Origin of the sequence: Mesorhizobium sp. 113-3-9 (assembly GCF_016756515.1) — a bacterium.
GTDB lineage: Bacteria > Pseudomonadota > Alphaproteobacteria > Rhizobiales > Rhizobiaceae > Mesorhizobium.
The window spans coordinates 2733285-2758454 of sequence record NZ_AP023246.1; the positions used below are offsets into that span (position 1 = coordinate 2733285).

Consider the following 25170-nt stretch of genomic DNA (forward strand, 5'->3'; position numbering starts at 1 on the left):
CTCGGCGGCGGCCGGGGCCACATCCGCGAGATGGAAACGCCATTCTGGAAAACAAAGACGCTGGAAGCGATGAGCCCGGCCGAGTGGGAATCGCTGTGCGACGGCTGCGGCAAATGCTGCCTGTCGAAGCTCGAGGACGAGGATACGGGCGATATCTATTGGACAAGTGTCGGCTGCAGGCTGTTCGATGCGCAGAGTTGCCGCTGCGCCGACTATGCCAACCGGCTGGCGCGCGTTCCCGATTGCGTCGGCCTGACGCCGCAGAATGTGCGCACCATCAGCTGGCTGCCCAGCACCTGCGCCTATCGGCTGGTGGCCGAGGGCCGTGATCTCTATTGGTGGCACCGGCTGGTGTCGGGCAGTGCCGAGACCGTGCACGAGGCCGGTATCTCGATGCGCGGCCGGGTCAAGGCGAGCGAGACTGAACTGGCCGAGCCCGAAGATTACTTTGACTATATACTCGACGACGAGCCTTGAGGCTGGTGTCCGCCAGGAATCGGGGCAGGGCATCGGGGCCGTATTGTTGTTGTTCGAAGACCGGCGGAGGTTTTTCTTGCCGCCACATGAACCGCAGATGAACGGCGAGTTCGTAAATAGTTCAGACAGGCCAGTGCATTGTCCCGCCATCGGTTTCACGAGGACGGGCGCAAGCCCGCAACAAGGAGAGAGAAGCATGTACACCAAGATCAAGACGGCAGCCCTTTCGGCGCTGGTCGGCCTCGGCACGCTGGCCGCCATTCCCGCCCATGCCGACAGCCTCTATCTCGGCTTCGGCAACAACCAGGATCCGCGCTTCGGCGTCTATGCCGGTGATGACGGCTATCGCCACCGCCGTGACGAGCGCCGCGACGACTGGCGCCGTGGCTGCTCGCCCGACCGCGCCCTCGACAAGGCCGAGCGCATGGGGCTGCGCCGTGCCCGCATCGTCGACGCCAACCGCCGCGTGGTGAAGGTGATGGGCCGCCAGTATGGCGATCGCGTCGTCATCGTCTTCGCCAATGAGCGCGGCTGCCCGATCATCAACCGCTGAAGCTTCTTGATGGCGGAGCCCCCGTCCGATCGGACGGGCGCGGCTCGAAAAACCCCGCGGGAGCGATCCCGCGGGGTTTTTACTTGCATCGTATCGACTGCAGGTCATCCGTCCCCGGCACCGCCGGCGACGGATGATCGTTGCTTCAGCCGGCCGTTATTTCAGTTCGAAGGTGACGGTCACCTGGACATTGTAGGCGTTTTCGCCGGCCTGGGTCGGCACCGCCGACCGGGCCGCGTCGAATGCCTTGGCGTTGATCGCCATCGGCGCCGGAGCGATGTTCTGATCGGAGATTTCCAGCACCCGGCCGATGCTGACACCGGCGGCCTCGGCCAGCGTCTTGGCCTTGGCGATGGCGTTGGCAACCGCCTTCTTGCGGGCTTCGGTGATGGTGGCATCAGGATTGTCGTTGGTGAAGGAGATGCCGCCGCCCTGGTTGACGCCGAGAGACACAGCCTTGTCGAGGATCTCGCCCGTCTTGTCGATGTCGCGCACGCGAACCGCCAGCGTGTTGGTGACCTGGTAGGCGACGAGCTCGGCCTCCTGGCTGCCGTCGGGCTTGTTGGTGAAGTTGTAGCGCGGATTGATCTGGATGCCGGCGGTCTGCAGGTCGCGATCCTTGATGCCGGCCGCCTTCATCGCCGCGATCACCGCGGCCATGGCGTCGTTGTTGGCATCGAGCGCCGCGCGCGCCGTCTTGGCCTCGCGCATGACGCTGAGCGACAGCAACGCCAGGTCGGGAGGCGTGGTCGCTTCGCCTTCGCCCGATACGATGATGCGGGCGGGCGTCGGCGAATCGGCGGCTCCAGCCATCGCCGGAAAAGCGATTGCAGCGGCGAGCGCGAGGGGCAAAAGATGTCTGGTCATGAAAATCTCCGTGGTATGCGATCAGGTCGCAAGCGTCGCGTAGAGCGCGATTATGGGTTGATTTGGGCGATCAGCGAAAGCCCGTCGCGAAAGCCTTGTGCCGCGATGCGAAAAACATTAATCCAGCCGGCGTGGGGCCTGTAGCTCAATGGTTAGAGCCGGCGGCTCATAACCGCTTGGTTGGGGGTTCGAGTCCCTCCGGGCCCACCATTATCGTTATTTATCAATGCTGTATGGGGTGGTTCGCCACGAGGTTCGCCAATAGGTTCGCCAAGCATCGGCCTGCGCGTCACGAGGCGTACGACTCGATCCATCCCCTGGACCGCCAGCCGAACCTGCGATGCCTCGCGCGAATAGAGCTCGGCATGATCGATATCGTCGTGACCGAGAACGTCCATGAGCTGCCGGGTCGAGGCTTCGGCCTCCGCCAGATAAACACCAAGAGACTTCCTTAAGCCATGGAGGGTCAGGCCCTTCGGCAGGCCCGCAAGCTTGCACCAGTGCGCCATCATTCCAGTCAGCGACTTGGCGGAGAATGGGTCGCCGTAACCGTTGACCAGGACAGTCTCGCCGCGCCTGTCGGCCGCATCCAGGATCTCAGACAGCATCGGCGTGATTGGCACAAAAAGCCGTTTGCCACCTGTTCGTCCCTTGTTCTTGGCCTGAACGATATCAAACCCGTCGAAGTGACGCTCGACACCGTCGATGAAGACGCGGCGGGTGACCCTCTGGTCCCAGCGCAGGCCCGCGACGTCGCCGCGCCGGTTGCCGAGCCAAAGTGCCAAACCATAACAAGTGCGCGCCGCCGTGCCCAGCGGCCAACGGTTTTCGAATTGCGCCATCGCTTCGCGCGACCAGGCTTTCCAACCGGCATATGCAGGCCGCCACTCGACCGCCGCTGTGGGATCGATTTCGATCCAGTCTTGCCTTAGCGCGACATAGACCAGCTTACGTATGCCCACCAACAGGTGCTTAGCTTTGTGAGGTGTGGCAATGAAGCGGCCAAGCAGCTCTTCGACATGGATACGTCTGAGATTCTTAACCGCTACGTCGCGCCAGATGAGCGGGTGATCTCCGACCACCCGCAGTTTCAGAAATTCTTCGATCAGCCGCGTGTTCTTGCGCTTGGTGGCTTCGTCCAGCGCCAGCCACTTGACTGAGATCTTTAACCGTTGAAAGGCCGCTCCAAATGTGCCGGGCAGGGCGGCTCCAGGCATACGGACGACGGGAGCCTTGGAAACTTTCCGGCCCTCGACCGCCGCCTGGTACGCCTCCTTGAATCCGGGTTGATTGGGCGCTGGCAGACTGACTACGCGCTCTTTCGTCCGATAGCGCCAGCGAAGTTTTCCATGGCGATCGGTGTAGGAGGATAGGCCAGGATATTTGTCGGTCATGGCAGAATGAGTCTATTCCTTGCGATGATTCCCTTGCAACAGAAAGTCGACGATATTCTCGTCATCGTCTCCAGGTAGTTCGGCAAACGCCGCTTCGAGTTTGAGGCGATCCCAAATCACGCGGCCGTCAACTTTCTTCGGCTTCGGCATGCGCCGGTCAGCAACCATCTGGTCGAATTTGGTTATGCCCACGCCCACATATCGGGCGGCTTCTTCGCGTGAGAGGCCGCGAGGAGGATAGGAGATAGGGTCGCTTTTCATGATCTCGCCGCCGGCCTGAGTCCGCTTTGGTGCACGGACTGTCAGAGATCAGGATCTAGATTGTCTCAACCTCTGCCGGGAAGGCGCCGATCAAGCCCTACGGTAAATTGTGGTCACAGCGTATAAATAGGACGGTTGTGTGCGTTTAGGGTTCATGTCGGGAGACCGCTACCTCGCAATACCCGCTATTGAAGAGGCACTCTCTCGCTATCGTCGGCATGCCGCCTAACAGCTAGTTCTGCCTCCTTTCTTTTTCGAACTTATTAGGTCGCGTCTCAGGCCGAACTAAATGCGCTTACGGTAGTAATTCGAATATCGGCTTTAGACAAAAATTCGACTAGATATCGCAGCTTGGGATTGCCGGCATGGCCCAGTAAGGCGCCGGACGAATACCGCCGAGGATGAATCAACGTCATATGAGGTTTGGCTTGCTGAGCGTTGTCCGCACAATAGAATTCCGCGCACGGTTTCCGTACACGAAGCCATTCTCGGACCGCGAATCGCGCGCCACCTACGGCGACGTACGGTTATCGGTCGTTTCCCATACCCAACGGTGACTTAAGTAGGGCAAACACGAAAGGGGTTTTGGAATCTTGTTTAAGTAAAGTCCCATTGCCCGGATTATTTCTAAATCCGACTGGCTCAGGAACGTTTCGCCATGAGGTAGGTTAGCCCGCCACAACCCATGGAGAATTCGGATGAAAGCACTAACGTGGCACGGCAAGGGCGACATACGCTGCGAACAAGTCAAAGATCCTACAATCGAAGACGATCGCGATATCATTATCAAGGTTACGGCGTGCGCGATCTGCGGCTCGGACCTGCATCTGATGGGCGGGTTTGTACCGGAAATGCATACGCATGATGTGCTCGGTCATGAGACGATGGGCGAGGTGGTCGAGCTCGGCAAGGCGCATTCTAAATTCAAGATTGGCGACCGCGTCGTAGTGCCGTTCACGATCGCTTGTGGCGAATGCAGGATGTGCAAATGGCAGCTTTTCTCGCTTTGCGAGCGGTCGAACCCTGCCGGTGCCAAGCAAGCAAAGCAGATGGGCTACCCGACCGCAGGCCTCTTTGGTTACTCCCATATGTATGGCGGTTTCTCCGGTGGTCAGGCTGAGTTCCTGCGCGTGCCCTACGCCGACGTCGGACCGATCGCGGTGCCGGACGGCTTAACAGACGAGCAGGTGCTGTTCCTGTCCGACATCTTCCCAACCGGATACCAGGCAGCGGAGAATTGCAACATTCAAGCCGGCGATACAGTCCTGGTTTTCGGCTGCGGTCCTGTCGGCCAATTCGCCATCAAGTCTTCGTTTCTTCTCGGTGCCGGGCGTGTTATTGCACTCGATGTCGTTCCTGAGCGGCTCGCTCTGGCACAGGGGTCTGGCGCTGAGACGCTCAGATATGATGACAACGACCTGCAGAAGCGCATCCTGGATATGACTGACGGCAACGGCCCAGACTCCGTGATCGAGGCGGTCGGGATGGAAAGCCATGGCCCTGGCGGCGTTATCGAGACCTTGCAGACCGATCTTACGGCCATGGAGCGGCCTTACGCGCTGCAGCAGGCGCTAATGGCATGCCGGCCCGGCGGTACCGTCTCGCTTCCCGGCGTCTTCGTCGGCAGCGTGACCGTGCCGATGGGTATATTCGTCGGCAAAGGCCTGACGATGAAGACCGGGCAGACGCACGTCCAACGCTATCTCGAGCCCTTGATGAAGCTGGTCGAGAATGGCCAAATTGATCCGTCGTTTCTGATCACGCATCGCATTGGCCTAGAAGAAGGGCCTCAAGCCTATAAGACGTTCCGCGATAAAAAGGACGGTTGCATCAAAGTGGTCATCAAGCCTTAGCCCACGAGTCCTTGGCCGCTCGAAGGCCTACGTCGGAACAATTGCGACTAGCGCGCATTGAGTCATCTAGTTCGGTCGGTCTTTTCTCGCATTCCGGGCCAGAAGAGCCCGCCATCACCGCCAAGATGGCGGGCTCTTTCGTTGACTTGCCCAGAGCTGCGTGCGACGTGAGGCAATGGCAACACCGCACGTGCTTATCCTCGGGGACGAAGCGATGATCGGCATGGACCTTGGTCCGAGCTCAAAGGCGCCGGGTATGCTGTGACGGTCGCTCTATCTTGCGCCGGCGCGTCAGTATTTCTCGCTCAGATACGACCAGATGTTGCGATTCTAGATGTTCGATTGAGCGATGGCGAGTGCACAGCAGCCGCGAAAAAGCTCTTGGCAGACGGCGTGCCTTTCATAGTGCATTCAGCCTTTGTTGCGAATGACGCGGATGGTGTTTTCCGTTCGGGCACGTTCGTCTCTAAGCCGACAGGAACGCCGGATATTGTCGAGGCAGTGAAGAATTTGCTTGCCCGGGTTGCCAATGGGGCGACATCGCAGAATTGACAAATGTTGGACTGCAGCATGCAAACCGCAGGAATATGAATGCTATCTGATCCAACCGTTCTGATTTTGATGTACTTTATCCTTCCCCTCTGGCTGATCGCAGGGTTTGCCGACTGGCTGTGTCACCGCGCTTCCCATATCGAGACGACGACAGGACCGAAGGAGTCCCTAATCTATCTCCTGATGTTCGTGGAGGTTCGCATTCCATTGCTTGCCGGCATGTTCCTCGACATCAATGCGTTGATCATCTCTGCCATGCTCGTCGCCTTCATTGTCCACAAAGCCACTGCCATGTGGGACGCGAGCTACGCGACCACCGCCAGGACCGTGACGCCACTCGAGCAACATGTTCACAGCTTCCTTGAGATGATACCGCTCATGGGGATTGTTATCGTCGTTTCCCTGCACTGGAGCCAGTTCCTGGCGCTCTTCGGCATGGGATCAGAGCCGGCAAAATTCGCTCTTGTATGGAAATCGGAGCCACTTCCCGTGGCTTACATCGTAACAATGTTGGTCGTCATCTTGCTGTTCGAATTGCTTCCTTACATTGAGGAATTTATCCGTGGTTACCGGGCAAATGGCGGCAGACTAGTGCCTGACAAAGCGCGAAGGGCAGAGCCTTGCCAGACAACCCCACCGATAATGCCAAACGCGCCCGGTTGAGCACCCGGTAGGGATGTTGGACCGCTGGCTGCGGGGGCGGGCTGCATCATTTGCAAGTGCAGTGACGTGTCGTTGAGCCTAAGGACCATTTGGTCAGTCCTGCGAGGTATTGCTGCAGCGGAGGACGCAATGAACAACGTAAAGAACAACCCGGTTGTGGAACCGTCAAAATCCCGTCTTCTTGGCGTCCTTTGGCATGTCTGGGCCCTTATACAGCGGCGGGGCCAGAAATGGCAGTCATGAACTTTGCCGATCGGCCAAGGTATCTGGAACGTGTGCGCAATCGCAAGATGGCCGAGTCGCAGCATGCGTTCGTGCGCGGCAGCACGTCGCTATTCTACGAATGGCTTGACAAGCATGATGAAGGATTGCCGCAAGGCCCTGCGATATGGATTTGCGGCGACTGCCATCTCGGTAACCTGGGAGCACTGGCTAACCTCGACGGTGACGTTGCAATTCAGATCAGGGATTTCGACCAGACCGTCATCGGAAACCCGGCGCACGACCTGGTGCGCCTAGGCCTATCGCTGGCTTCTGCCATCCGAAGTTCCGATTTGCCCGGCGTGACCACGGCGCGCATGCTCGACAACCTTCTCGCCGGCTATGTCGAGGCGCGTGCCGTCCCTTCGGCGACGGGCCGATCGGACGACTTGAAAAAGCTACTCAAACGCGCCGTTCGGCGTCGTTGGCATAACCTCGCGACTGAGCGGTTCGAGGGCAGCCACGGAGCGTTGCCGCGAAATCGCCGGTTCTGGCCGCTGCACCGCGCGGAGAGGGGCCAAGTTCTGTCGTTCTGTCACAGTCTCGATATGTTAGCGCTCGCACCCGAGGCGGCGCAACACGGGAAGGCCAGCTGGAAGGTCCTAGACGCGGCTTTCTGGATCAAAGGATGCAGCTCTTTGGGGCATCTACGGTTCGCGGCGCTCTTGCGCGGCAAACACCATCGCATGGCGCTGCTCGACGTCAAGGAAGCTACGGTAGCGACCGCTCCAGCAGCGCCGCAGGTCCCCATGCCCAAAAACCATGCGGAGCGTGTAATCGCTGGTGCAAAGGCCATCTCGCCGAATCTCGGCGACCGCATGGCATGCGGCCAACTCGAAGGGAAACCGGTCTTTGTCAGAGCCATTTCGCCACAGGACATGAAGCTCGAAATCAATAGTCTTACCGGGAAACAGACGCAGACGATCGCACACCACCTGGGGGCGATCCTAGGCTTGTCGCATCGTCAGCAGATGACAGACGCTGTCTGGCAGAGCTGGACCAAGGACTTGCGTCGCTCGGCGAACGCCAAAGCCGATGCGCCCAGCTGGCTATGGGCGAGCGTAGTCGACCTGCTTGCAAGTCACGAGCTTGCTTATCTTGAGCATTGCCGACGGTTCGCGCTTGCGAAGTAGCGGTTTTTCGCGAAACGCCAAACCGCTGGAACCTCCGCGCATATCGCTAGTTCCTCCCTGAGATGGGAGATAGCGCCATGATATCATCGGACAAGAATGCCCAGGCCTCCAAGGCCACGTCTCCACCAAAGCCCACGACGCCGTCGGCTGCCACCGAGAAGGTCTCTGGTGCCGGGCCCGCCCTTTCCGAGCATTCCAAGGATGCCAAGGCTCCTAAAGGCGGCCGCCAGCCAAGTGCCTATGTCAAAGACCGCTCATAACCGGCTGCGGCGGGGATGCAAACGATGCAGATTTTAGAGACGATCGTCGACAACGGGCCCTTTCCGACAGTGCGTTTTCTGGGGGAGGGCGGCGAGGCAATTTCGGTGTCACTCGCGTTTGAGGCGTCGCTTGAAGACGCGCAACTCATTGCCAAGGCGAAGGTGTTACTCTTGCACGCGGCGGGCTTCGAAAATCCTGAGACTGGTCACACCGCCGATCGGCCGGAACCCGTCCGCGATGCGTCCTATACGCTTGAGTATCGGGATAACGGACAAGTGCGCGACCTTGCCGGCCTCACGTTTCCAACGCTGGACGCCGTTCTCGAAGAATGTCGGCGTTCCGCAGACGATCTGTGGCAGGACGCACTTTCGCGCGGCCATGCACCGGTGGGCTGGGCCGTGCGGGCACGGGATGCAAAGGGCGACATCGTTGCCACCGTTGAGTACGAAGATATCCGGAAGACGCATGAGGCGGACACTGCCGACAACAGCGAGTCTACTCCCTCGCCTCTCTAGTCACTTTGACCGGGACTGGCCTGCGCCAGCTGGTTTTCAGTCAACAAACCCAAAGGAGGACGCCGTGGCGCGTAAACCATCGAGCAGAGAAGGCAATGCGGCCGTTGTATCCATCCATGATCAGAGCCTGTCGCGCGGCGAGGGGGGCGAGCTTCACCAAGTCGCCGAGGGCAAGACCGAGGTCCTGACTACCGCCCAAGGCAGCCCTGTCGCGGACGACCAGAACACACTCAAAATCGGTGCGCGTGGTCCCACCCTTATCGAAGATTTTCATTTCCGCGAGAAGATCTTCCACTTCGACCACGAACGCATTCCCGAACGGGTCGTCCACGCCCGCGGCTATGGTGCACACGGGTTTTTTGAGACCTATGAGTCCTTGGCCAAGTATACCCGGGCCGATATCTTTCAGCGCGCCGGCGAGAAGACACCGGCGTTTGTGCGCTTCTCGACCGTCGCCGGCAGCAAGGGTTCGTTCGACCTGGCGCGGGATGTGCGCGGCTTTGCGGTGAAGCTCTACACCAAGGAAGGCAACTGGGACCTGGTGGGCAACAACATCCCGGTGTTTTTTATCCAAGACGCTATCAAGTTCCCGGACGTCATCCACTCCGTCAAGCCCGAGCCGGATCGCGCCTTCCCACAAGCGCAGTCAGCACATGACACCTTCTGGGATTTCATCAGCTTAACGCCGGAATCCATGCACATGGTGATGTGGGTCATGTCCGACCGCGCCATCCCACGTTCGTTCCGGTTCATGCAAGGGTTCGGCGTCCACACGTTTCGCCTGGTGAACGCCAATGACGAGTCGACCTTCGTCAAGTTCATCTGGAAGCCTAAGCTCGGCATGCAGTCGGTGGTCTGGAACGAGGCGGTCAAGATCAACGGCGCCGATCCCGACTTCCATCGCCGCGATCTGTGGAACGCCATAAAAGCAGGAAATTTCCCGGAGTGGGAGTTGAACGTGCAGCTCTTCGACCAGGAGTTTGCAGACAGCTTCGATTTCGATGTGCTCGATGCGACTAAGCTCATACCGGAAGAAGCTCTGCCGCCGATCCCGGTCGGCCGCCTGGTGCTCGATCGCATGCCTGATAATTTCTTCGCAGAGACCGAACAGGTGGCGTTCATGACCCAGAACGTCCCGCCCGGCATCGACTTCAGCAACGATCCGTTGTTGCAGGGGCGCAATTTCTCCTACCTTGACACCCAGCTGAAGCGCCTCGGCAGCCCGAATTTTACTCATTTGCCAATCAATGCCCCGAAGTGTCCATTTCATCATTTTCAGCAGGACGGCCACATGGCCATGCACAACCCGACAGGACGTGCAAATTACGAGCCCAATTCGTTCGGGGCAGGACCGCGGGAGTCACCGGAGCGCGGGTTCCGTTCGTTTGCCGACGCCGAGGACGGTCAAAAAGTCAGGCTGCGGCCGGAGAGCTTTGCCGATCACTACAGCCAGGCGACCCAGTTTTTCCAAAGCCAGACCGCGACCGAACAACGTCATATCGCTATGGCCCTGACGTTCGAGTTGAGCAAGGTTGAGACACCTGTCATCCGCGAGCGGATGATCGCCCATCTCTTGAACATCGATGAGGAACTGGCCACGACGGTCGCCGACAAGCTCGGCATTGCCGACCTGCCTGAGCCGGCGGATGCTGCCGTCGCGCCGCGCAAGGACCTCGATCCATCGCCGGCCTTGAGCATCATTAAAAACGGGCCTGAAAGTTTCGAAGGCCGCAAGGTCGGCGTGCTTGTCAGCAATGGCATCGACGCGGGTCTGTTCAAAGCTTTGCGGGCGGCCATCGAAGCCGAGGGCGCCACAATGGAGGTCGTTGCCTTAAAGGTCGGCGGCGCCACGGCCGCTAATGGCGACAAAATCCCGGCGCACCATATGATCGACGGTGGACCATCAGTCCTGTTCGATGCGGTGGCTCTGCTGCTGACAGAAGAAGGCGCCGAACTTTTGAAGGGTGAGGCTGCCGCGCGCGATTTCGTTGCGGATGCTTTCGCCCATTGCAAGTTCATCGCCTTTACGCCGGGCGCGGTGCCGCTTCTCGCCAAGGCCGGCGTCGAACCGGGGGCGGACGAGGGGTTGATCCCTCTCACTGATAAAGCGGCGGCCGCGGCGTTCGTCGAGGCTTGTCGCAAGCTCCGCTTGTGGGCGAGAGAAGCGGCTGTGAAGCTCTAGATTTCGTCCCGCCGCCCAGCGAGAATGTGCACTGGAATCCGGTGCACATTTTTTTGCGGCCGGCTCTGTGGCGGCCATTTAGGATCTCCGTGTTGGTGATTGTGCCCGCTTGGTGCAGACTCCTTGTCCAACTTCTCGTGTCATGGGCGGTTCCGGCTCGCGGCGGAGAAATCGGACAGCGGCGGCCACCATCGTTGCTGTCCCACGGAACCTTGCCGCCGACGCTAAGTTCTGGCTTCAAACGGAGTTTGGATCATGCCTAATCGAAAACCTCCCTCCCAACCGTCCGCCGAGTCGGATGCTCGAGGGCAATCAGAAAAGGAGCATAAGGGCGGCGCCAACAACGGGGCTTCTAGTGTTGACCTCGGGTGATCTCGGGAGACGAAGACGGGGATGCGATTCAACACAGCAAGCAGCGTCCCCAAATCAACTAAACTCGGGAAGGGGAGGAGAACGGTGCAGGCTGTCAAAGCTCTCGAGGAGCGACTAAGCGGGGGAACGCCCGGCGATGTGACCGCTTTCGTGAGGCCCCGCAAAGCCAACACAATGCGCTTCGACGATGACGGACTCATCCCCAATCACCCGGCATGGCCGCTGCTGATCTATCGCACCCCCGTAAAGCTGTCGAAATCCCTTGGTCCGGTTGCCGTAATGGAAGCCGTGTTTGAAACCAACGGATGGGGCGACAGCTGGCGGAACGGCATTTATCCCTATGTCCATTACCATTCGCGTATTCACGAGGTTCTCGGTGTGGTACGGGGTAAAGCCAGCGTGCGGTTTGGTGGCAAAAAAGGGCGCACAATCTTCCTCAAGGCCGGGGACGTTGCGGTCTTGCCCGCTGGGACCGGTCATCAATGTCGTGCTGCGTCGGACGATTTTCTGGTGGTCGGCGCGTATCCGCCCTTTGGCACTTATGACGAATGCACCACGGTTGAACGGCATGCGGCGGCCGTAAGGTCCATCTCCGCTTTGCCTCCTGCCGAAACCGATCCGGTGTTCGGGTCCAAGGGACCACTCATAGAGCTATGGCGGCCATGAGTGCCGCGCCAGCCGGTCATCGCGCCCTCCCGACGCCGGGCACGGTGCGCTGGGGCGATTTAGATGAGGTCGAGCCGATCAGCCGGGCGTTTGGCGGTGACCGCGGCACGCCGGTTGACCGGTATTACATTAAAGCCTTTCTGGATCAGTTCTCCGCCGATATTAAGGGCCACGTCGCAGAGATCGGCGACAACGCCTATACCCGGCGTTTCGGCGCGGACAAGGTGACACGCTCCGACATTATCGATGCTCCCGGGAGTTCCAATCCGCATGCAACTCTCAGGGTCGATCTTCAAGCAGAAGATTCTCTGGCGGGATGTGGCTTTGACTGTCTGATTGTCACGCAGACGCTGCATATGATTTACGACCTGCGCGGGGCTCTAGGCACGATCCACCGTTCGTTGGCTCCCGGTGGGACGGTGCTTGCCACGGTACCCGGGATCACGTCGATTGATGCCTATGACGGCCCAGAGAAGTGGTTCTGGGCGATGACCCAGTCGGCAGCCCGGCGCCTATTCGCCGAGCAGTTCGAGGCCTCGAACGTCCAGGTGTTTCAGTACGGCAATGTGCTGGCGGCGACGGCATTTTTGCAAGGTCTTGCCTTTGAAGAATTGGACCCCGCGAAATTGGACATCGTCGATCCACTCTATCCCGTGATTACTGGGATTCGGGCCGTAAAGGCTTTAGTCGTCTAGGCGCGGTCATGGCACCGAATGCAGACGGGCCTTGTCCTGGCGGGTGCGAACGAGTTGCCGAAAAATCTGGGCGGTAAGCACTGCAGACTGGCGGATATCGTAATGGCTCTGCGCGCGCTTAACGCTCGCTTCGGCCATGGCCCGCAACCGGTCGGGTTGATCAAGGAGGGCGAGTGCGGCGTGTGCGACCCCCTCCCAGTCGCCGGGATATTCGGACACGATCCCCGGCCATTCAGCCGTGCCAACGAGGATGCCTGTCTCGCCGGCCGCAACGATTTCAGGGATACCGCCAACCCCGATCGCCACCACCGGCACGCCCGACGCCATGGCTTCCAGAATGGTCAGGGGCATGGCATCGGCGCGCGACGTATGGAGAAGCAAATCGAGTGCCGGATAGATACGGCTCGGATCACGCGCCAAGCCGACCATATGGATGCGCGAGCCAAGTCCATGCTGGCGCACAAAGGTCAGAAGATTTCGTTCCATCGACCCGGTGCCTATGACAGCAAAATGGACTTCGGGCCGCTGTTGAAGAACGAATTCCGCGGCTTTGATGAACTTGTCGGGACCCTTTTCCCACGCGAGCCTGCCGACAAATCCCACAAGCCTGTCGGTAGGACCCACACCAATCGACTGGCGAAATTCCGTAGGCTCGGCCGAGAGGGGATGATACACGCTGAGGTCGATCCCGTTGGGAACCAGACTGACCGAGTCGAAGGGCAGCCCGACAGCTAGCGCTTGTGACCAGGCTTCGCGGCACACCACAATGGTGTGACTTCCCGTCGTGCGTGCGACGCTGATTTCCTGAGGCTGGAGGCTCATGCCGTGAAGGGTCGCCACCACGGGGGTACCGCTCAGCCTGCCGGCGATTGCCGCAACAGTGTGTGCGTTCATGAGATGGGCGTGGATCAGATCCACCCCGGTCTCCCGCACCAGTGTACAGATGAGCTCGATCGATCTCCACGGCGGATCATCGCGCAATGGCGCGATGTAAACGTCGCGGCCGGCTGCGCGCAGACTATCGGTCAGCGCGCTTTCAAAGGGACAGACAAGTGAAACCTTAAACTCATCGGCCGACAGGTTGGCGGCAAGGTTGCGCACATAGCTTTCCATACCGCCCACAATCGCGTTGCCGAGCACCTCAAGGATGTGGAGACGCTCATCAGGCTGCCCGCCGCTGAGCACACGTGGGGTCCGTCCCATCAAGCAATTTCCTTTGCTTCGGGAAGTCTCAGCCAGTCGGCGGCCGTCCCGCCCATGATCGCTTCCCGGTCATTATGTGTCACACCAAGCTCGTCGAGGAGCTCGGTCACCTCATCCACGGCACTCCGAATATGAGCCCCGGGACAGGGTAAAAACCGGTCGCTGCCGAATTGCAGAGATCGTGGCCCGATGACATCCAAAGCCTTGCGAAAGACCTCCGCCCGGTAGATCGGGGGCGGCCCAAACGACAGGTCGAACCGGAACTGGCTTTCAGCAGGTGCAACGCCGTTGATGCGGTCAATCACCCCGACAGCATTGGCTTCGTCGCACCACGGCCATCCCAAGTGGGCCAAGGTGACGCGAAGGCCTGGGTGGTCGCGCACGGCTTCATAAAAGGATGGGCGGCAATAGCGGCCCGAACGCCCGTCGATGAAGATCCCACTGTGGAAGAGGATCGGCAGCTCAAGCCTGGCAGCCACTTCATAAACACGGTGAGCGCAGTCATCATAGGGGTACCACCCGGTCGGCACCATCTTCAGGGCCCGGATTCCTGGGAGGCCTGCGGCTTCCTCGATATCCCCCGCCGCTTGCGGGTGCAGGGGATTGACGACCGCAAATCCCACAAGGCGGTCAGGTTGGTGCTTGACCAATTCGGAAAGATACCGATTGCCGGCCCGCAACGACGCTCTGTCGTTCAGCGAATAGGGGGCAGTAAGGAACGGGGCGAGCAGAAAGGCGATATCAACGCCTGCTTCATCCAAGGACTGGAGCACGCCGTCGGTCGTCTCCTGGCCGGACGTGTGCAAGTGGGCATCAATGATCATGGGCGCTCTCCGCCCGCTCAACTTGCGTCGACCAAGGTCGTTCCCGCCGAAGCGTGAAATCGCATCGTCCCGGGACTCACCGGCTAACAAACCGAAAAATGACTGTCGGGTTGGAACCGGACACCTGGACGGAGCTTCCTGCCAAGAAGACCACCCCACCCTCAATGCGGATGAGTGCAATGGATCAGACTGTATCCAACCCTTTACTATTGTCGCGCCACACCCCTCTACTCCTCTGTCTTTCGCACCTGCGGTGGGACTTCGTCTTTCAACGCCCGCAACATCTCATGACGCGCGCAGCGGCTACGTGCCGCGTGGTGTTTTTCGAGGAGCCGCTGTTCGAGCCCGTGGCTGTGCCTGTTCTCCGTAGGCGCTCAGTTGCGTCCAACCTCGATGTCGTTACACCGATGTTGCCGATCGGATACCCGTCTTCAGCGACCGATCAGACCCTAACCGACCTTTTGGAGGACCTGGTCGCCGGGATCGATCACGACCACCTCGTGACCTGGTACTACACACCGATGGCCCTTAAGTTCAGCGCCGGCCTGGAAGAAGATGTCTGTGTCTACGATTGCATGGATGAGCTTTCAGCATTCAAGAACGCGCCGGCAGAGCTGACCAAACTTGAGCATGACCTTTTCGAGAGAGCTGACGTCGTATTTACGGGAGGCAATAGTCTCTATCAGGCCAAACGTAGCCAACATCCGTCGGTACACGCTTTTCCGAGCAGCATCGATACCACGCATTTTCAAAAGGCGCGGCGTCCGCAGCCTGATCCGGCTGACCAACAGGCAATCGCACGGCCCCGCGTGGGATTCATGGGTGTCATCGACGAGCGCTTCGACATTGATCTCGTGGCGCGGACGGCCGAGGCGATGCCCGACGTGCAGTTCATCACGATCGGGCCCGTGGTCAAGATTGATCCCGCCTCACTGCCACGCCGGCCCAACCTCCACTGGCTTGGCCCAAAGCGCTACGCGGAACTGCCTTCCTATATGGCGGGCTGGGACGTCGGCTGGATGCCTTTCGCGCTGAATGAGGCTACAAGGTTCATCAGCCCCACGAAGACACCTGAATTTCTCGCCGGAGGCCTGCCAGTTATATCCACGGCAATCGTGGACGTGGTCCAGAGTTATGGTCGGCGCGGGCTGGTACGCATCGCGGACGCCGATTCAATGAGCAGCGCCCTGCGATCCGCAATAGGCACGAGGGGAGGGGGGCTCGCTGCCGCCGATGCGTTCCTGGCCCGCTCATCATGGGATTCGACGTGGAACGCGATGGCGGACCTTGTTGAGACGGCAACGATCACAACGCAGGCGCCGGCCGGCGCGGTGGTCGGCTATGTTTGATTGGCTGATCGTCGGAGCCGGCTTTGCCGGGAGTGTGTTGGCGGAGCGTCTGGCGAGCCAGCGGGGTGACACCGTCCTGCTGGTGGATCGCCGAAGCCATATCGGGGGTAATGCCTTTGACTGGTATGATGAGGCCGGCATTCTCGTGCACCGGTACGGCCCGCACATTTTCCACACCAATGCAGCGTCTATCGTCGCCTATTTGTCTCAATTCACCGACTGGCGACCCTACGAGCACCGCGTCCTCGCCAACGTCGACAGCCAGCTGGTACCCATTCCGATCAATTTGGATACGATCAATCGGCTCTATGGGCTGGATCTCACCTCGTCGGAGATGGAGGCGTTCCTCGCCGCGCGGCGCGAGAATATCGCGGAGGTGCGCACGGCCGAGGACGTCGTAGTCGGCACCGTAGGGCGAGAACTCTATGAAAAGTTTTTCCGAGGCTACACCCGCAAGCAATGGGGCGTTGATCCCTCGCAGCTTAGCAAGTCGGTGACGGCACGGGTCCCGACGCGGACCGATCGCGATGACCGGTATTTCAGTGATAGCTTCCAGAGTATGCCTGCCGGCGGCTACACACGCATGTTCGAGCGGATGCTGGCGAATCCCAAAATCAAGGTAATACTGCAGACCGACTATCGGGAAATCCGCGACGTCATCCCGCATCGCCGTCTGATCTATACCGGTCCTATTGATGAATTCTTCGATTTCGGGCTCGGAAAGCTTCCCTATCGGTCCCTGCGCTTCGAGCATGTCACGCTTGACCGGCCCCAGTTCCAGCCGGTGGCAGTCGTCAACTATCCCCAGACCGAGGCGTTCACTCGGATCACGGAATACAAGCATCTGACCGGGCAACACCATCCAAAGACCAGCCTGACCTACGAATACCCGACCGACAAGGGCGATCCCTATTACCCCGTTCCGCGGCCCGAGAATGAGGCGCTGTACAAGCAATACGAGGCGCTGGCATCGCGCAGCGAAACGCTTTTTGTAGGCCGGTTGGCGACTTACCGGTACTACAACATGGACCAGGTGGTCGGACAGGCCTTGGCCACGTTCGCGCGCATTCAAAAAGCCCACGCGGAGGACACCCTCGAACGCCGGGCCGCGGGGCCCTGATGGTTGATGTCTGGGGTGGTATCGAATGCAGCTTTGTCAGGATCGGTGACACGGTCCGCGACCAGGTTGCTGAAACCGGTCATGCCGATCGCGTGGATGATCTCGATCGTATCGCCGCGCTGGGGATTCGTACGCTGCGCTACCCGGCATTGTGGGAGAAAGTCGAAGCCATCAGTGGACAGCACCATTGGCACTGGCTGGACGAACGGTTAGGCCGATTGCGAACCTTGGGCATCTTGCCTCTGGTCGGTCTGCTGCATCATGGAAGCGGCCCCAGTTGGACGCACATACTGGCACCAGATTTCACCGACTGTCTCGCCGATTTCGCGGGTCGCCTGGCACTCCGCTACCCATGGCTTACGGTCTTTACCCCTGTCAACGAGCCGCTCGCGACAGCACGGCTTTCGGGAATTTACGGCCTCTGGCAACCTCACGGCACCGACGAGGCGACCTGCTTTCGGCTGTTGGTTGCGCAATGCAGGGCAATTGCCAAAGCAATGGTGGCCGTCCGGCGCGTGACCCCGCAGGCCCGATTGCTTCAGACTGAAGATGTTGGAAAGATATTCGCAACGCCGTCGCTCCAGTATCAGGCTGATTATGAAAACGAGCGACGCTGGCTGTCGTTGGATTTGCTCTGCGGACGTATCGATGAAACCCACGCTTTTTACGACCGTTTTCTCGCGGCGGGTGTTGAGCCGAACGACCTGGCTGAACTCAGCGCGGTACCATGTGCTCCAGACCTCGTCGGCCTCGATTATTATCTAACCAGCGACCGCTACCTCGACCACCGTGTCGAACGGTATGCCGGCGAGCCAGTTGGTGGCAACGGAGTTGAGCCGTATGTCGATATTGCGGCGTTCCGCGGCGACGTTCCTGCTGACGAACTGGGCCTGCGGCCCAGGCTTAACGAGGTCTGGAACCGTTATCGGATTCCTCTTGTGGTCGGCGAACTGCACAATGGCTGCACGCGCGAAGAGCAACTTCGTTGGTTCCTTGAGGGCTGGCGCGCGGCTGAGGAATGCAATCGCGCGGGCGCAGACATTCGGGCTGTGACAGCCTGGTCGCTGTTCGGCGCTTTTGACTGGAACTCGATGATGAGTCGATCGGATGGCTACTACGAGTGCGGCGTGTTCGACGCCCGCGCAGAACCGCCACGTCGGACGGTCATTGCAAATGCCATTGCCGCGCTTGCGCGTGGGCAACCGTACGACCATCCGGTTCTTGCGCAGACCGGCTGGTGGCGTACGCCGCTCGGGACCGGGGCCGCCGCGCCCACAATTCAAATTCGCGGATTTGGCCGCTGGCTATCCACCCTCTCGGAATGCTGCAATCGCAGGCGCCTTGCTGCGCAGGCAGCGCACGAACGGGTAGGGGAGCGAGCAGCCTGGGTCGAAATCTCAGTGGGAGCCGGGTCCGCGCCTCTCTTGCACGCCCGCTATAGCGATGGCGCGACCTTCGGGTTTCATACTTACGGTGAGGTTGACCGGATGGCCGCCTGCAACGCTTTCCTCGATCTCGTGGTCGATGGGCTCGTTGGCCAGTTCCGATTGGTGGAGGCGTTCGCCAACAATCAGTACAGGATTATCGAACTCGCCGAAAACGCCGCCGTAGGTTCCCGCCGAGAATAGCCAACGGGGCCTCGATACTGTCGCGGCCCCGTTTTGCGTTCTATGCGGCCTGCTGGTTGACACTGCTTTCCGCCAGCTGAGTCAACTTCTGGTCGGTTTCCCGCTCCTCTTCCAAGGTTTCGGCCAGGAGCGTAGCCGCCTCCTCGTTGCCGAGCTGCTTCGCCCACGCGATGAGCGTGCCGTAACGCGTCATCTCATAGTGCTCGACAGCCTGCGCCGAAGCTATCAGGGCAGCGTCGAGGACCTGCTTGTCATCGACATCGCCGCTGACGTCATCGGCCTCTTCAAGGATGCCATCGATTGCCGGGCAATCCACACCCTTGACCGACTCGCCGATCAGCTCGAAGACCTGTTCAAGCTTGGCAATATGACCCCTGGTCTGCTCGAGGTGCTCTTCAAATCCGGCCTTAAGATCTGGAGCCGTGGCTTTCTCAGCCATAGTCGGCAGGTTTTTTTCGATCTGCTGTTCGGCATAGTAGATGTCCTGCAGGGTGTGCAGGAACAGGTCATTGAGCGTCTGGATGTCTTTTGAAAACAAGCCCATCGGTAGGTCCTTTCGAGAAATTGCGCATTAGGCCTGTTCAGCCCATATGCTCCATCGGTTATTCGGTGGTGTGAAGGCAACGTCGCGTGTGGGGAGCGGTTCCGGTCACGATCATTTTCCTCGCGTTCCCGCGTCCCGCCAGCTTTCGTCGACTTCGGCGGGCTATCGCGGCTCGCGGACCATGCTGAGATAGGTGGGATCAAATTCCGCGATTTCGCGCAGCCGATCCCAATCGATGATGGTGAGGATATGGTCAACCCAACTGACGACACCGATCTTGCGGAGTTCTCCGACAATCCTGTTCATATGGACGACGGACAGCCCCAAGACATCTGCGAGTTCAGCTTGGGTCAGGGGAAGGCGGAAGCTACGCCCCTGTGTTCTTTTCACGACCTCCAGGCGCACGAACAATTCACAGATCAGGTGCGCGAGATGTGCGGTTTTCGACCTTCTTCCCATCGCTACAATCCATTCCCGGTGGATGGCACCGTCAACGAGTGTATCGAGCCAGAGGAGACGGGTCAGGTGGGGTGCCGTTTCCGTGATCCTTCGCAACCTCGCGTGCTCTGCGACGGCGACGCGGCATGGTGTCAAGGCAACAATCCCGTGATCCATGGTCTTCAGCAGGAAGGCGTGAAGGTCAACAAAATCGCCGGGGACCTGCAGGGCGGTAAACTGCCGGCCGCCGTCCTCCAAGACCTTATATCGGGCCGCAATCCCGTCCAGCAGCAATGTGCTGAAGGTCGGCCTCGAACCAGCCGAGACCAAGTCTTGCCCAACCTTGAAATCTCGCCCCACCACTACGGTTTCGGCCAAGATGGCCCTCTCGGCCTCTAGAACAACATCGTGTTGTTCAAGCTGCAAAAACAAGGGCTCAAGCATGGTTCCTCTAAGCCGCCTGCGGTGGTTGCGAACCGCACGAGGATGTCGACTTTGGCCTAACTGATACTAAAAAGCCAGACGAGAGGAACTGCGTGTGAAGCCGGAGATTGAGGACTCGACAAGGCACGCCCGCGATGAACCGCTATTTTTTCGACGTATACAACAACGAAGGAGCGGTTCTCGACCAGGAGGGCCAACTCTTCATGTCCGCAGAGGTTGCACGAGCCGAGGCGATGCGGATCCTTTGTGATGTCGCCCGCGACGAAATTAGCGATCAGGCGTTTGCCAAACTCGTCGTCCGGATGCGAAGTTCAGCCGGCTCGCTAATCTTCGAGGGTTCTCTGGTTTTGACTTCTCGATGGATTGGTTGAGTGGGGCTATGGATGGGACAGCCCGGTCTAGTTGATCGTTTCCCCGTACCCCAATTCCTTCAACTGCTCCGCCGCTACTGCTAGAAGTCCCATGCCAATCTCGGTCGGCGTCCACCCAGACTGAAGGGCCAGTTCACGGAGACGCACGACGTGGGGCACCAACGCTTCTTTGCATGCTTGGCCCCGGGGTAAGTTGCCGCATGGACCTAGTACGGTGGCGTTCCACTTGGGATTCTTCATCGTCCCGCTCCGTCGTCTGAAGAGAAACTTTAGGATCCGTGTGTAGTTCCCGACATCAAATCCTCTCTTCGTAACGCATGATGTTGTCAGGGCTCGCCATCACTGGAACCCTCCCGTTTTAATTCGGGGGGACACGGATGCCGTTTGTCGCCGACCCTGAACCATTGTCTCGTATGGCTGAGGTACTCGACCGTCATTGATGCCGCCATGGCATGGATCAAGCCACGCAGACGAGCGACCATATGATCCGCGATCTGAATGGGTCTCTGGAACCTGGCGTAGAATGGCAAATGGATGTTACCGATCACGCCGGCGAAGTAGTATTATCGCTGAATTTTTCAGCATGGTCTTGAAAATCTAAATTATAATGATGATTTGGCATAACATATATTATAATAATGCAACTATTTGATGGTTTGCATAATTTAGTTATATAATTAACTTCTGTTCTTTTACGGCGCCTACCGAGGTTAGCTTTTTCGAACTTCTGCTTTCTGACCGTCGTTGTATTTTGGGCGCTGATGAAAAATTGACGGTTTGGATCCGCAGTGTTGTGACTTTGATCGAAGCTATTATGTGGGCGTCCGAGCGGGAGACCGCCACCTCGTGAAACCAACTATTGAAGAAGCGCTTTTTCGCTATCGGAGGAGCTCAGTCGATAGCAAAGCTCGCCGAGGATCCCAAGCACAAGATAGCGTGCGGCCGGTACGCCGACGGCGCCCGGTCGACAACAGAACGTCCGCGGTCAGGCGCCTCAGAGGTTTGTCGCCATTAGGCCTTCGGCCTGCGGTTTGCAGAACCGTTGTTGGCGAAGATGGGCTGCGGTTTGCGTCCGAGCCCCGCAGCTTTAGCGAGCGTTGATCTTTGAGCCGCGTAGGTCGGTGCGATCATCGGGTAATCCGGCTTCAATCCCCATTTCTCGCGGTATCCGTCCGGACTGGCTCCGTAGCGCACCGCGAGATGCCTTTTCAGTGATTTGAACAGGAACCAGGCAACGATCCATGACAGTATCGAGGAGCTGGCGGACAAGATCGACGCGGTGCTGTGCCGGCGCCGATCGAGGTGATGGATGGCAGGAATAAGCACCGACAGCTTCTCGTCGATCGACAGCTTTCCGTCTTCGGCCGTATGGCGGTGCATCGGATCGCGGAACATTACCATCTGACATATCCCTGACAATGAGATTTGCTGCAACGTCCAACGCGCGACGAGGTTCCGGGCGAGAGTAGTCATGGCAGGCGTGATCCAGGTTATGACCCCGCTGGAGTTCCTGGGATTGGACCGTAGGCGCATGGTTGCGGCTGCGGTTACGTCCCCTAGTGACAGCATGTTCTGCGCGTATCTGGTGGGGTCTACGAGGTGGCTAGCCACCCGCCGAAACTAGGTAATCTCATAGTAGAAATCGCAGATCAGATCGGCGACTTTCACAGCTTCGAAGTCCGTCATGTGGGCCGCGTTTTCGACAGCGACCGTCTCCAAATCATCCTGATCGATCGCCAGGAGATCCAGCAATTTTGCAAATTTTATTTTGAGTTCGCGGTCGCCGTCGAATTCATCGATCGTGACGTTCAGAATGTTTTCGTTCGCCTCAATCAGCCTGGCCTGAATGCTATCTGTGGAGGCTGCTAGCGCCCGGATCGCAACGAAGAAGTGTTCACGGGCATTGGTATAATTGTCGTCCATTTTGGCACCTCAACGGGTAACAGCGCGCCCTGGACGTGGGGTGCGACCTGCGACGTACGCCGTTCATAGGGCAGGTGTCAACAACCCGGTGCCAGCTAAGCTGCATCAAGGACAGCGATCCCGCGCCGCGCTCCGCTACGAACAATCAGAGCAGCGCGCTGCCGCCAGACGGGCGAAAATGTACCAGATACCGACGAGTTGGCGGAGCGCGTCATCGCCGCCGAAAGCGCGGTCAGCAAGCTCAATGCAGACCTGACCAGCGTCAAGGAAGTGACTGCTGAAGTGACCCGATGGATGCTGATGGGGCTCGGCGCCTTGGGCATTACCGGCATGGCGGCGGCGGCGCTTGGCGTCACTCCTCACGGCCTATTGGACCGATATCTGCGAGGCGGCTAGTCGGGGCGTCAGAACTTGCAATCCCAGACGCAAACGCAGATCTCGGCGAAGGCGAAGGCATCTGGCTCACGTTCGAAACTCTGGAATAGGTGTTGCCACCCGTTCCCACTATCCTGGCTGGCGCAGCCACCATCGTGACCAAAGTGCAGAAATCAGATCATTACGGTCTCCCCGATTTTAGTAAAGACCCATAGCGCGAACGCAATGATAGCGATGAGCACGGCGTATTCCAAAATACGAAGCAAAGGGGCCATACCAATCGCTTTCCAACGCGTGACGGCACTGCTTAAAGCCGGCCGCCTGCCGGACCAATATTCTCGCAACCAACCCCGCTGCCGCTCGTTTTGACCGCTGCTGGATGATCCCAGCGCACTTCTTGAACTTGCCCGCTGATCTCCTCCAAGGGATAGCGGGCCTTTTTTGTTCCATCAGCGGAACCTGATATGCGGCTGCAAGTTTCCGTGACGGCAGTCCGAGAGCGATTGCCCGCCAAGTTTCCACCAAGCCTTGGCAGGACTCGCCTCTTCCCCAAGTCGAGGTAAGCCCACTACTGCGTGATGACGTCTGCCCGCTGCCGAAAGGTGGCGGGCTTTTTTGGTCCAGTTTGCAGATCGCGCGACGCCAGATGGAACCGCAGTACGAGCGTGAATGTTGTTGCTCCGCGCCGTTCCTTCCTCCGAATGGCGTTCCCCAAACTGACCCGCCGCCTCCCAGGCGCGGGTTTTTTTGGAACCAATTGCGAGCGGAGAAGTTTTGTTCGTGCTCGGCTGCCCCCTCGACCGAGTAGAAATAAAAGCCCGTCACCCGCCCCCGCGATGGCGGGCTTTCCATTAGATGGCGACTAGGTGAGTTGTCCGGAGGTTAAATTAACTCATTCCGGTAAAGTAAAAGGATATGCCGGCACCGATAGCCGCAAAGCCGATGATGAAGACCATGAACGCCTCAAACCCGTTGCTGCGGTTCCCGATTCTGTCCATGGGTCTGCCCTTCCTTAGCGATCAGCAGAATTTCAACGTACTTCGCCAAAAAAGGTTGCGGGCGGCCCTAATTGATAACCGCATCTTTGCACCTCCTGCATAAGGCAGCTCGCGACTGTGCGGCTGTTCGCGTGCTCATGTTTAGGTCTCCTCAACGATGCCACCTGATGACGGGAATGTAGGCTTCAGGGATGTGAAACCCAAATGATGATCGGGGCATTGGTCGGCAAGTTCGATGGTGACAGCCACCGGATGGAGCAACGGCCAGTCGCACCTTTCGATTTCATTAAGCAGGGCCTAGACTTCTTATTTCCCGTACCGCAGGCTGCTGCCGGGATTTAGGGGGTATTGTATGCGATTGTCGAAGCGCCTTTCAGGCTTCGTATTGGGCGGTTTGTGCGGCGGTCTTTCAGGCGAAGCTCTTGCTGCCGAGACAGTAACTTACGACTGGAACGGCGCTTATATCGGCGTGCAGGCCGGCAAGGGTTGGAGTAAGCCCAAATGGGATGCACCGCCTCCAGTCACCGTATTCAGCAGCATTGACGGAGACGGTTCGCTCGGCGGCATCTACGGTGGTTACAATTTCCAGGTCGGTAACTGGGTTTTGGGCGTCGAGGGCGAATTCCTATTCGCAGATATCGATAAGTCCGGCGATAGACTCGCCAACTGCGAAGAGGCCATGGCCCTCTGTGCCAGCAAGATCAAATGGACGGGAGACGTATCGGCGAGGGCAGGTGTAGCGCTTGATCGCGCTCTGCTCTACGCGACAACCGGCGTGGCCTTCGTAGGTATGGACAACTACATCGGAGGCCAGGAAAACGGACCAAGTCCAGGCGCACTCTATGTGAAGGGATCGGACAATCGCGTTGGATGGACGGTGGGCGCAGGTTTCGAGTACGGATTTTCCAAACACCTCACTGGTCGGTTTGAATACAGCTATTACGATTTTGGTTCGGCTGCCAAGCCAATGCAAGAGATCGGCACCTCAGGCGAAATTCCCGGCTTCGACCGCAGCCTCACAGCACAGGCGGTTAAGTTTGGTATCAGTTACAAGTTCTGAAACGAGCGCCGTTTGAGTGCCATGGCAGCGGACGACCGCTGCCCATCAAAGCGCGTTGCAAAAGCATCCCGACCAGCGGCCTGTGGTGAAGATATAGCCCATCGCATATGGGGGGCACTCGCAACGCTGTCACCAAGCTCAACGACGACATGGCGACCGTCAAGGAAGTGATGGCCGAGGTGACGCGC

Annotated in this window: 26 protein-coding genes, 1 tRNA gene and 1 pseudogene; 19 read left to right on the plus strand and 9 right to left on the minus strand. The window is 58.9% G+C overall.

The features are described from left to right. The first annotated feature begins 30 nt into the window (after window positions 1-30). Both MesoLj_RS13260 and MesoLj_RS13265 read left to right on the plus strand, forming a co-directional pair. Entirely contained in the window at window positions 31-477 is a 447-nt protein-coding gene (locus MesoLj_RS13260) for a YcgN family cysteine cluster protein (RefSeq protein WP_202326273.1), read from the plus strand. A 196-nt stretch (window positions 478-673) separates the two neighbouring features. Next, window positions 674-1030: a hypothetical protein gene (locus MesoLj_RS13265; RefSeq protein WP_081295150.1), complete on the plus strand. Its 357-nt coding sequence runs from the start codon at window positions 674-676 to the stop codon at window positions 1028-1030. Between the two features lie 156 nt (window positions 1031-1186). On the opposite strand, the gene MesoLj_RS13270 is transcribed toward MesoLj_RS13265, so the two are convergent. Then, on the minus strand, window positions 1187-1897 hold the full coding sequence (locus MesoLj_RS13270) for an SIMPL domain-containing protein (protein WP_056578449.1): 711 nt from the start codon (window positions 1895-1897) through the stop codon (window positions 1187-1189). A 134-nt stretch (window positions 1898-2031) separates the two neighbouring features. Here MesoLj_RS13270 and MesoLj_RS13275 point away from each other — a divergent pair. After that, window positions 2032-2107, plus strand: a tRNA-Ile gene (locus MesoLj_RS13275). A gap of 191 nt (window positions 2108-2298) precedes the next feature. Here the strand turns inward: MesoLj_RS13275 and MesoLj_RS36245 are convergent. Next, window positions 2299-2739: pseudogene (locus tag MesoLj_RS36245) on the minus strand (tyrosine-type recombinase/integrase); the annotation flags it as partial. Window positions 2740-2916: 177 nt separating this feature from the next. Here MesoLj_RS36245 and MesoLj_RS36250 point away from each other — a divergent pair. Continuing rightward, window positions 2917-3057 carry a hypothetical protein gene (locus MesoLj_RS36250; RefSeq protein ID WP_244735366.1) on the plus strand — a complete coding sequence of 47 codons (141 nt, stop codon included), beginning with the start codon at window positions 2917-2919 and terminating at the stop codon, window positions 3055-3057. A gap of 246 nt (window positions 3058-3303) precedes the next feature. On the opposite strand, the gene MesoLj_RS13285 is transcribed toward MesoLj_RS36250, so the two are convergent. Then, window positions 3304-3552, minus strand: coding sequence for a hypothetical protein (locus MesoLj_RS13285; RefSeq protein ID WP_140774580.1), 249 nt, complete (start codon window positions 3550-3552; stop codon window positions 3304-3306). A gap of 698 nt (window positions 3553-4250) precedes the next feature. Between MesoLj_RS13285 and MesoLj_RS13290 the strand changes: the two genes are divergently transcribed. The 8 genes from MesoLj_RS13290 (at window position 4251) to MesoLj_RS13325 (ending at window position 12705) form a co-directional block, all read left to right on the plus strand. Further along, window positions 4251-5405, plus strand: a complete 1155-nt coding sequence (locus tag MesoLj_RS13290; RefSeq protein WP_202326274.1) for a zinc-dependent alcohol dehydrogenase — start codon at window positions 4251-4253, stop codon at window positions 5403-5405. Window positions 5406-5747: 342 nt separating this feature from the next. Beyond that, window positions 5748-5957, plus strand: coding sequence for a hypothetical protein (locus MesoLj_RS13295; protein WP_202326275.1), 210 nt, complete (start codon window positions 5748-5750; stop codon window positions 5955-5957). Between the two features lie 39 nt (window positions 5958-5996). Continuing rightward, window positions 5997-6620, plus strand: a complete 624-nt coding sequence (locus MesoLj_RS13300; RefSeq protein ID WP_202326276.1) for a diguanylate cyclase — start codon at window positions 5997-5999, stop codon at window positions 6618-6620. 230 nt (window positions 6621-6850) lie between these two features. Next, complete coding sequence (locus MesoLj_RS13305) at window positions 6851-8014, plus strand: DUF2252 family protein (protein WP_202326277.1); 1164 nt, start codon at window positions 6851-6853, stop codon at window positions 8012-8014. 275 nt (window positions 8015-8289) lie between these two features. After that, window positions 8290-8790, plus strand: a complete 501-nt coding sequence (locus tag MesoLj_RS13310) for a DUF6894 family protein (protein WP_202326278.1) — start codon at window positions 8290-8292, stop codon at window positions 8788-8790. Window positions 8791-8854: 64 nt separating this feature from the next. After that, window positions 8855-10972, plus strand: a complete 2118-nt coding sequence (gene katE / locus MesoLj_RS13315; RefSeq protein ID WP_202326279.1) for a catalase — start codon at window positions 8855-8857, stop codon at window positions 10970-10972. Between the two features lie 456 nt (window positions 10973-11428). After that, window positions 11429-12010 (plus strand): cupin domain-containing protein, encoded by a 582-nt coding sequence (locus MesoLj_RS13320; protein WP_244735368.1) that lies wholly within the window; start codon window positions 11429-11431, stop codon window positions 12008-12010. Further along, window positions 12007-12705 carry a hypothetical protein gene (locus MesoLj_RS13325; RefSeq protein WP_202326281.1) on the plus strand — a complete coding sequence of 233 codons (699 nt, stop codon included), beginning with the start codon at window positions 12007-12009 and terminating at the stop codon, window positions 12703-12705. The genes MesoLj_RS13320 and MesoLj_RS13325 overlap by 4 nt, the downstream gene beginning before the upstream one ends. 6 nt (window positions 12706-12711) lie before the next feature. On the opposite strand, the gene MesoLj_RS13330 is transcribed toward MesoLj_RS13325, so the two are convergent. Beyond that, window positions 12712-13908 carry a glycosyltransferase family 4 protein gene (locus MesoLj_RS13330; protein WP_202326282.1) on the minus strand — a complete coding sequence of 399 codons (1197 nt, stop codon included), beginning with the start codon at window positions 13906-13908 and terminating at the stop codon, window positions 12712-12714. Then, window positions 13908-14732, minus strand: coding sequence for an amidohydrolase family protein (locus tag MesoLj_RS13335; protein ID WP_202326283.1), 825 nt, complete (start codon window positions 14730-14732; stop codon window positions 13908-13910). The genes MesoLj_RS13330 and MesoLj_RS13335 overlap by 1 nt, the downstream gene beginning before the upstream one ends. Window positions 14733-14911: 179 nt before the next feature. On the opposite strand from MesoLj_RS13335, the gene MesoLj_RS13340 reads away from it, so the two are divergent. From MesoLj_RS13340 to MesoLj_RS13350, 3 genes are read left to right on the plus strand one after another with little or no spacing between them, the layout of a single operon-like run. Then, window positions 14912-16081 (plus strand): glycosyltransferase family 1 protein, encoded by a 1170-nt coding sequence (locus tag MesoLj_RS13340; RefSeq protein WP_202326284.1) that lies wholly within the window; start codon window positions 14912-14914, stop codon window positions 16079-16081. Continuing rightward, window positions 16074-17201, plus strand: a complete 1128-nt coding sequence (glf, locus tag MesoLj_RS13345) for a UDP-galactopyranose mutase (RefSeq protein WP_202326285.1) — start codon at window positions 16074-16076, stop codon at window positions 17199-17201. The genes MesoLj_RS13340 and glf overlap by 8 nt, the downstream gene beginning before the upstream one ends. Beyond that, window positions 17201-18829, plus strand: coding sequence for a hypothetical protein (locus tag MesoLj_RS13350; RefSeq protein WP_202326286.1), 1629 nt, complete (start codon window positions 17201-17203; stop codon window positions 18827-18829). Before glf ends, MesoLj_RS13350 begins: the two co-directional genes overlap by 1 nt. Window positions 18830-18869: 40 nt before the next feature. Here MesoLj_RS13350 and MesoLj_RS13355 read toward each other — a convergent pair whose 3' ends face one another. Then, window positions 18870-19373: a YciE/YciF ferroxidase family protein gene (locus MesoLj_RS13355; RefSeq protein ID WP_202326287.1), complete on the minus strand. Its 504-nt coding sequence runs from the start codon at window positions 19371-19373 to the stop codon at window positions 18870-18872. 162 nt (window positions 19374-19535) lie between these two features. After that, the gene (locus tag MesoLj_RS13360) at window positions 19536-20255 is read right to left on the minus strand and encodes a Crp/Fnr family transcriptional regulator (RefSeq protein WP_140774557.1); all 720 of its coding nucleotides are present in this window, start codon (window positions 20253-20255) and stop codon (window positions 19536-19538) included. A gap of 134 nt (window positions 20256-20389) precedes the next feature. On the opposite strand from MesoLj_RS13360, the gene MesoLj_RS13365 reads away from it, so the two are divergent. After that, window positions 20390-20626, plus strand: a complete 237-nt coding sequence (locus tag MesoLj_RS13365) for a DUF6894 family protein (RefSeq protein WP_140774556.1) — start codon at window positions 20390-20392, stop codon at window positions 20624-20626. 482 nt (window positions 20627-21108) lie between these two features. Then, window positions 21109-21219 carry a hypothetical protein gene (locus MesoLj_RS36820; RefSeq protein WP_446720306.1) on the plus strand — a complete coding sequence of 37 codons (111 nt, stop codon included), beginning with the start codon at window positions 21109-21111 and terminating at the stop codon, window positions 21217-21219. Window positions 21220-21637: 418 nt separating this feature from the next. Here MesoLj_RS36820 and MesoLj_RS13370 read toward each other — a convergent pair whose 3' ends face one another. Together MesoLj_RS13370 and MesoLj_RS13375 are read right to left on the minus strand one after the other, a co-directional pair. Next, window positions 21638-22027 carry a MucR family transcriptional regulator gene (locus MesoLj_RS13370; RefSeq protein ID WP_244735370.1) on the minus strand — a complete coding sequence of 130 codons (390 nt, stop codon included), beginning with the start codon at window positions 22025-22027 and terminating at the stop codon, window positions 21638-21640. Window positions 22028-22246: 219 nt separating this feature from the next. Beyond that, complete coding sequence (locus tag MesoLj_RS13375; RefSeq protein WP_140774555.1) at window positions 22247-22549, minus strand: hypothetical protein; 303 nt, start codon at window positions 22547-22549, stop codon at window positions 22247-22249. Between the two features lie 198 nt (window positions 22550-22747). Between MesoLj_RS13375 and MesoLj_RS36255 the strand changes: the two genes are divergently transcribed. Together MesoLj_RS36255 and MesoLj_RS13385 are read left to right on the plus strand one after the other, a co-directional pair. Next, on the plus strand, window positions 22748-22945 hold the full coding sequence (locus MesoLj_RS36255; RefSeq protein WP_244735372.1) for a DUF1515 family protein: 198 nt from the start codon (window positions 22748-22750) through the stop codon (window positions 22943-22945). 1329 nt (window positions 22946-24274) lie between these two features. Beyond that, window positions 24275-24982 carry an outer membrane protein gene (locus MesoLj_RS13385; protein WP_202326288.1) on the plus strand — a complete coding sequence of 236 codons (708 nt, stop codon included), beginning with the start codon at window positions 24275-24277 and terminating at the stop codon, window positions 24980-24982. Window positions 24983-25170: the final 188 nt, after the last annotated feature.

What these genes read in the sequence shown, in the direction of transcription:
- MesoLj_RS13365 (WP_140774556.1), top strand. Translation starts at nt 20,390, where the DNA reads ATGAACCGCTATTTTTTCGACGTATACAACAACGAAGGAGCGGTTCTC.
- MesoLj_RS13290 (WP_202326274.1), top strand. Translation starts at nt 4,251, where the DNA reads ATGAAAGCACTAACGTGGCACGGCAAGGGCGACATACGCTGCGAACAA.
- glf (WP_202326285.1), top strand. Translation starts at nt 16,074, where the DNA reads ATGTTTGATTGGCTGATCGTCGGAGCCGGCTTTGCCGGGAGTGTGTTG.
- MesoLj_RS13330 (WP_202326282.1), bottom strand. Translation starts at nt 13,908, where the DNA reads ATGGGACGGACCCCACGTGTGCTCAGCGGCGGGCAGCCTGATGAGCGT.
- MesoLj_RS13285 (WP_140774580.1), bottom strand. Translation starts at nt 3,552, where the DNA reads ATGAAAAGCGACCCTATCTCCTATCCTCCTCGCGGCCTCTCACGCGAA.
- MesoLj_RS13260 (WP_202326273.1), top strand. Translation starts at nt 31, where the DNA reads ATGGAAACGCCATTCTGGAAAACAAAGACGCTGGAAGCGATGAGCCCG.
- MesoLj_RS13335 (WP_202326283.1), bottom strand. Translation starts at nt 14,732, where the DNA reads ATGATCATTGATGCCCACTTGCACACGTCCGGCCAGGAGACGACCGAC.
- MesoLj_RS36820 (WP_446720306.1), top strand. Translation starts at nt 21,109, where the DNA reads ATGATCCGCGATCTGAATGGGTCTCTGGAACCTGGCGTAGAATGGCAA.
- MesoLj_RS13370 (WP_244735370.1), bottom strand. Translation starts at nt 22,027, where the DNA reads ATGGTAATGTTCCGCGATCCGATGCACCGCCATACGGCCGAAGACGGA.
- MesoLj_RS13265 (WP_081295150.1), top strand. Translation starts at nt 674, where the DNA reads ATGTACACCAAGATCAAGACGGCAGCCCTTTCGGCGCTGGTCGGCCTC.
- MesoLj_RS13300 (WP_202326276.1), top strand. Translation starts at nt 5,997, where the DNA reads ATGCTATCTGATCCAACCGTTCTGATTTTGATGTACTTTATCCTTCCC.
- MesoLj_RS13385 (WP_202326288.1), top strand. Translation starts at nt 24,275, where the DNA reads ATGCGATTGTCGAAGCGCCTTTCAGGCTTCGTATTGGGCGGTTTGTGC.
- MesoLj_RS13340 (WP_202326284.1), top strand. Translation starts at nt 14,912, where the DNA reads ATGGATCAGACTGTATCCAACCCTTTACTATTGTCGCGCCACACCCCT.
- MesoLj_RS36250 (WP_244735366.1), top strand. Translation starts at nt 2,917, where the DNA reads ATGGATACGTCTGAGATTCTTAACCGCTACGTCGCGCCAGATGAGCGG.
- MesoLj_RS13310 (WP_202326278.1), top strand. Translation starts at nt 8,290, where the DNA reads ATGCAAACGATGCAGATTTTAGAGACGATCGTCGACAACGGGCCCTTT.
- MesoLj_RS13350 (WP_202326286.1), top strand. Translation starts at nt 17,201, where the DNA reads ATGGTTGATGTCTGGGGTGGTATCGAATGCAGCTTTGTCAGGATCGGT.
- MesoLj_RS13305 (WP_202326277.1), top strand. Translation starts at nt 6,851, where the DNA reads ATGGCAGTCATGAACTTTGCCGATCGGCCAAGGTATCTGGAACGTGTG.
- MesoLj_RS13375 (WP_140774555.1), bottom strand. Translation starts at nt 22,549, where the DNA reads ATGGACGACAATTATACCAATGCCCGTGAACACTTCTTCGTTGCGATC.
- MesoLj_RS13270 (WP_056578449.1), bottom strand. Translation starts at nt 1,897, where the DNA reads ATGACCAGACATCTTTTGCCCCTCGCGCTCGCCGCTGCAATCGCTTTT.
- MesoLj_RS13355 (WP_202326287.1), bottom strand. Translation starts at nt 19,373, where the DNA reads ATGGGCTTGTTTTCAAAAGACATCCAGACGCTCAATGACCTGTTCCTG.
- MesoLj_RS13360 (WP_140774557.1), bottom strand. Translation starts at nt 20,255, where the DNA reads ATGCTTGAGCCCTTGTTTTTGCAGCTTGAACAACACGATGTTGTTCTA.
- MesoLj_RS13325 (WP_202326281.1), top strand. Translation starts at nt 12,007, where the DNA reads ATGAGTGCCGCGCCAGCCGGTCATCGCGCCCTCCCGACGCCGGGCACG.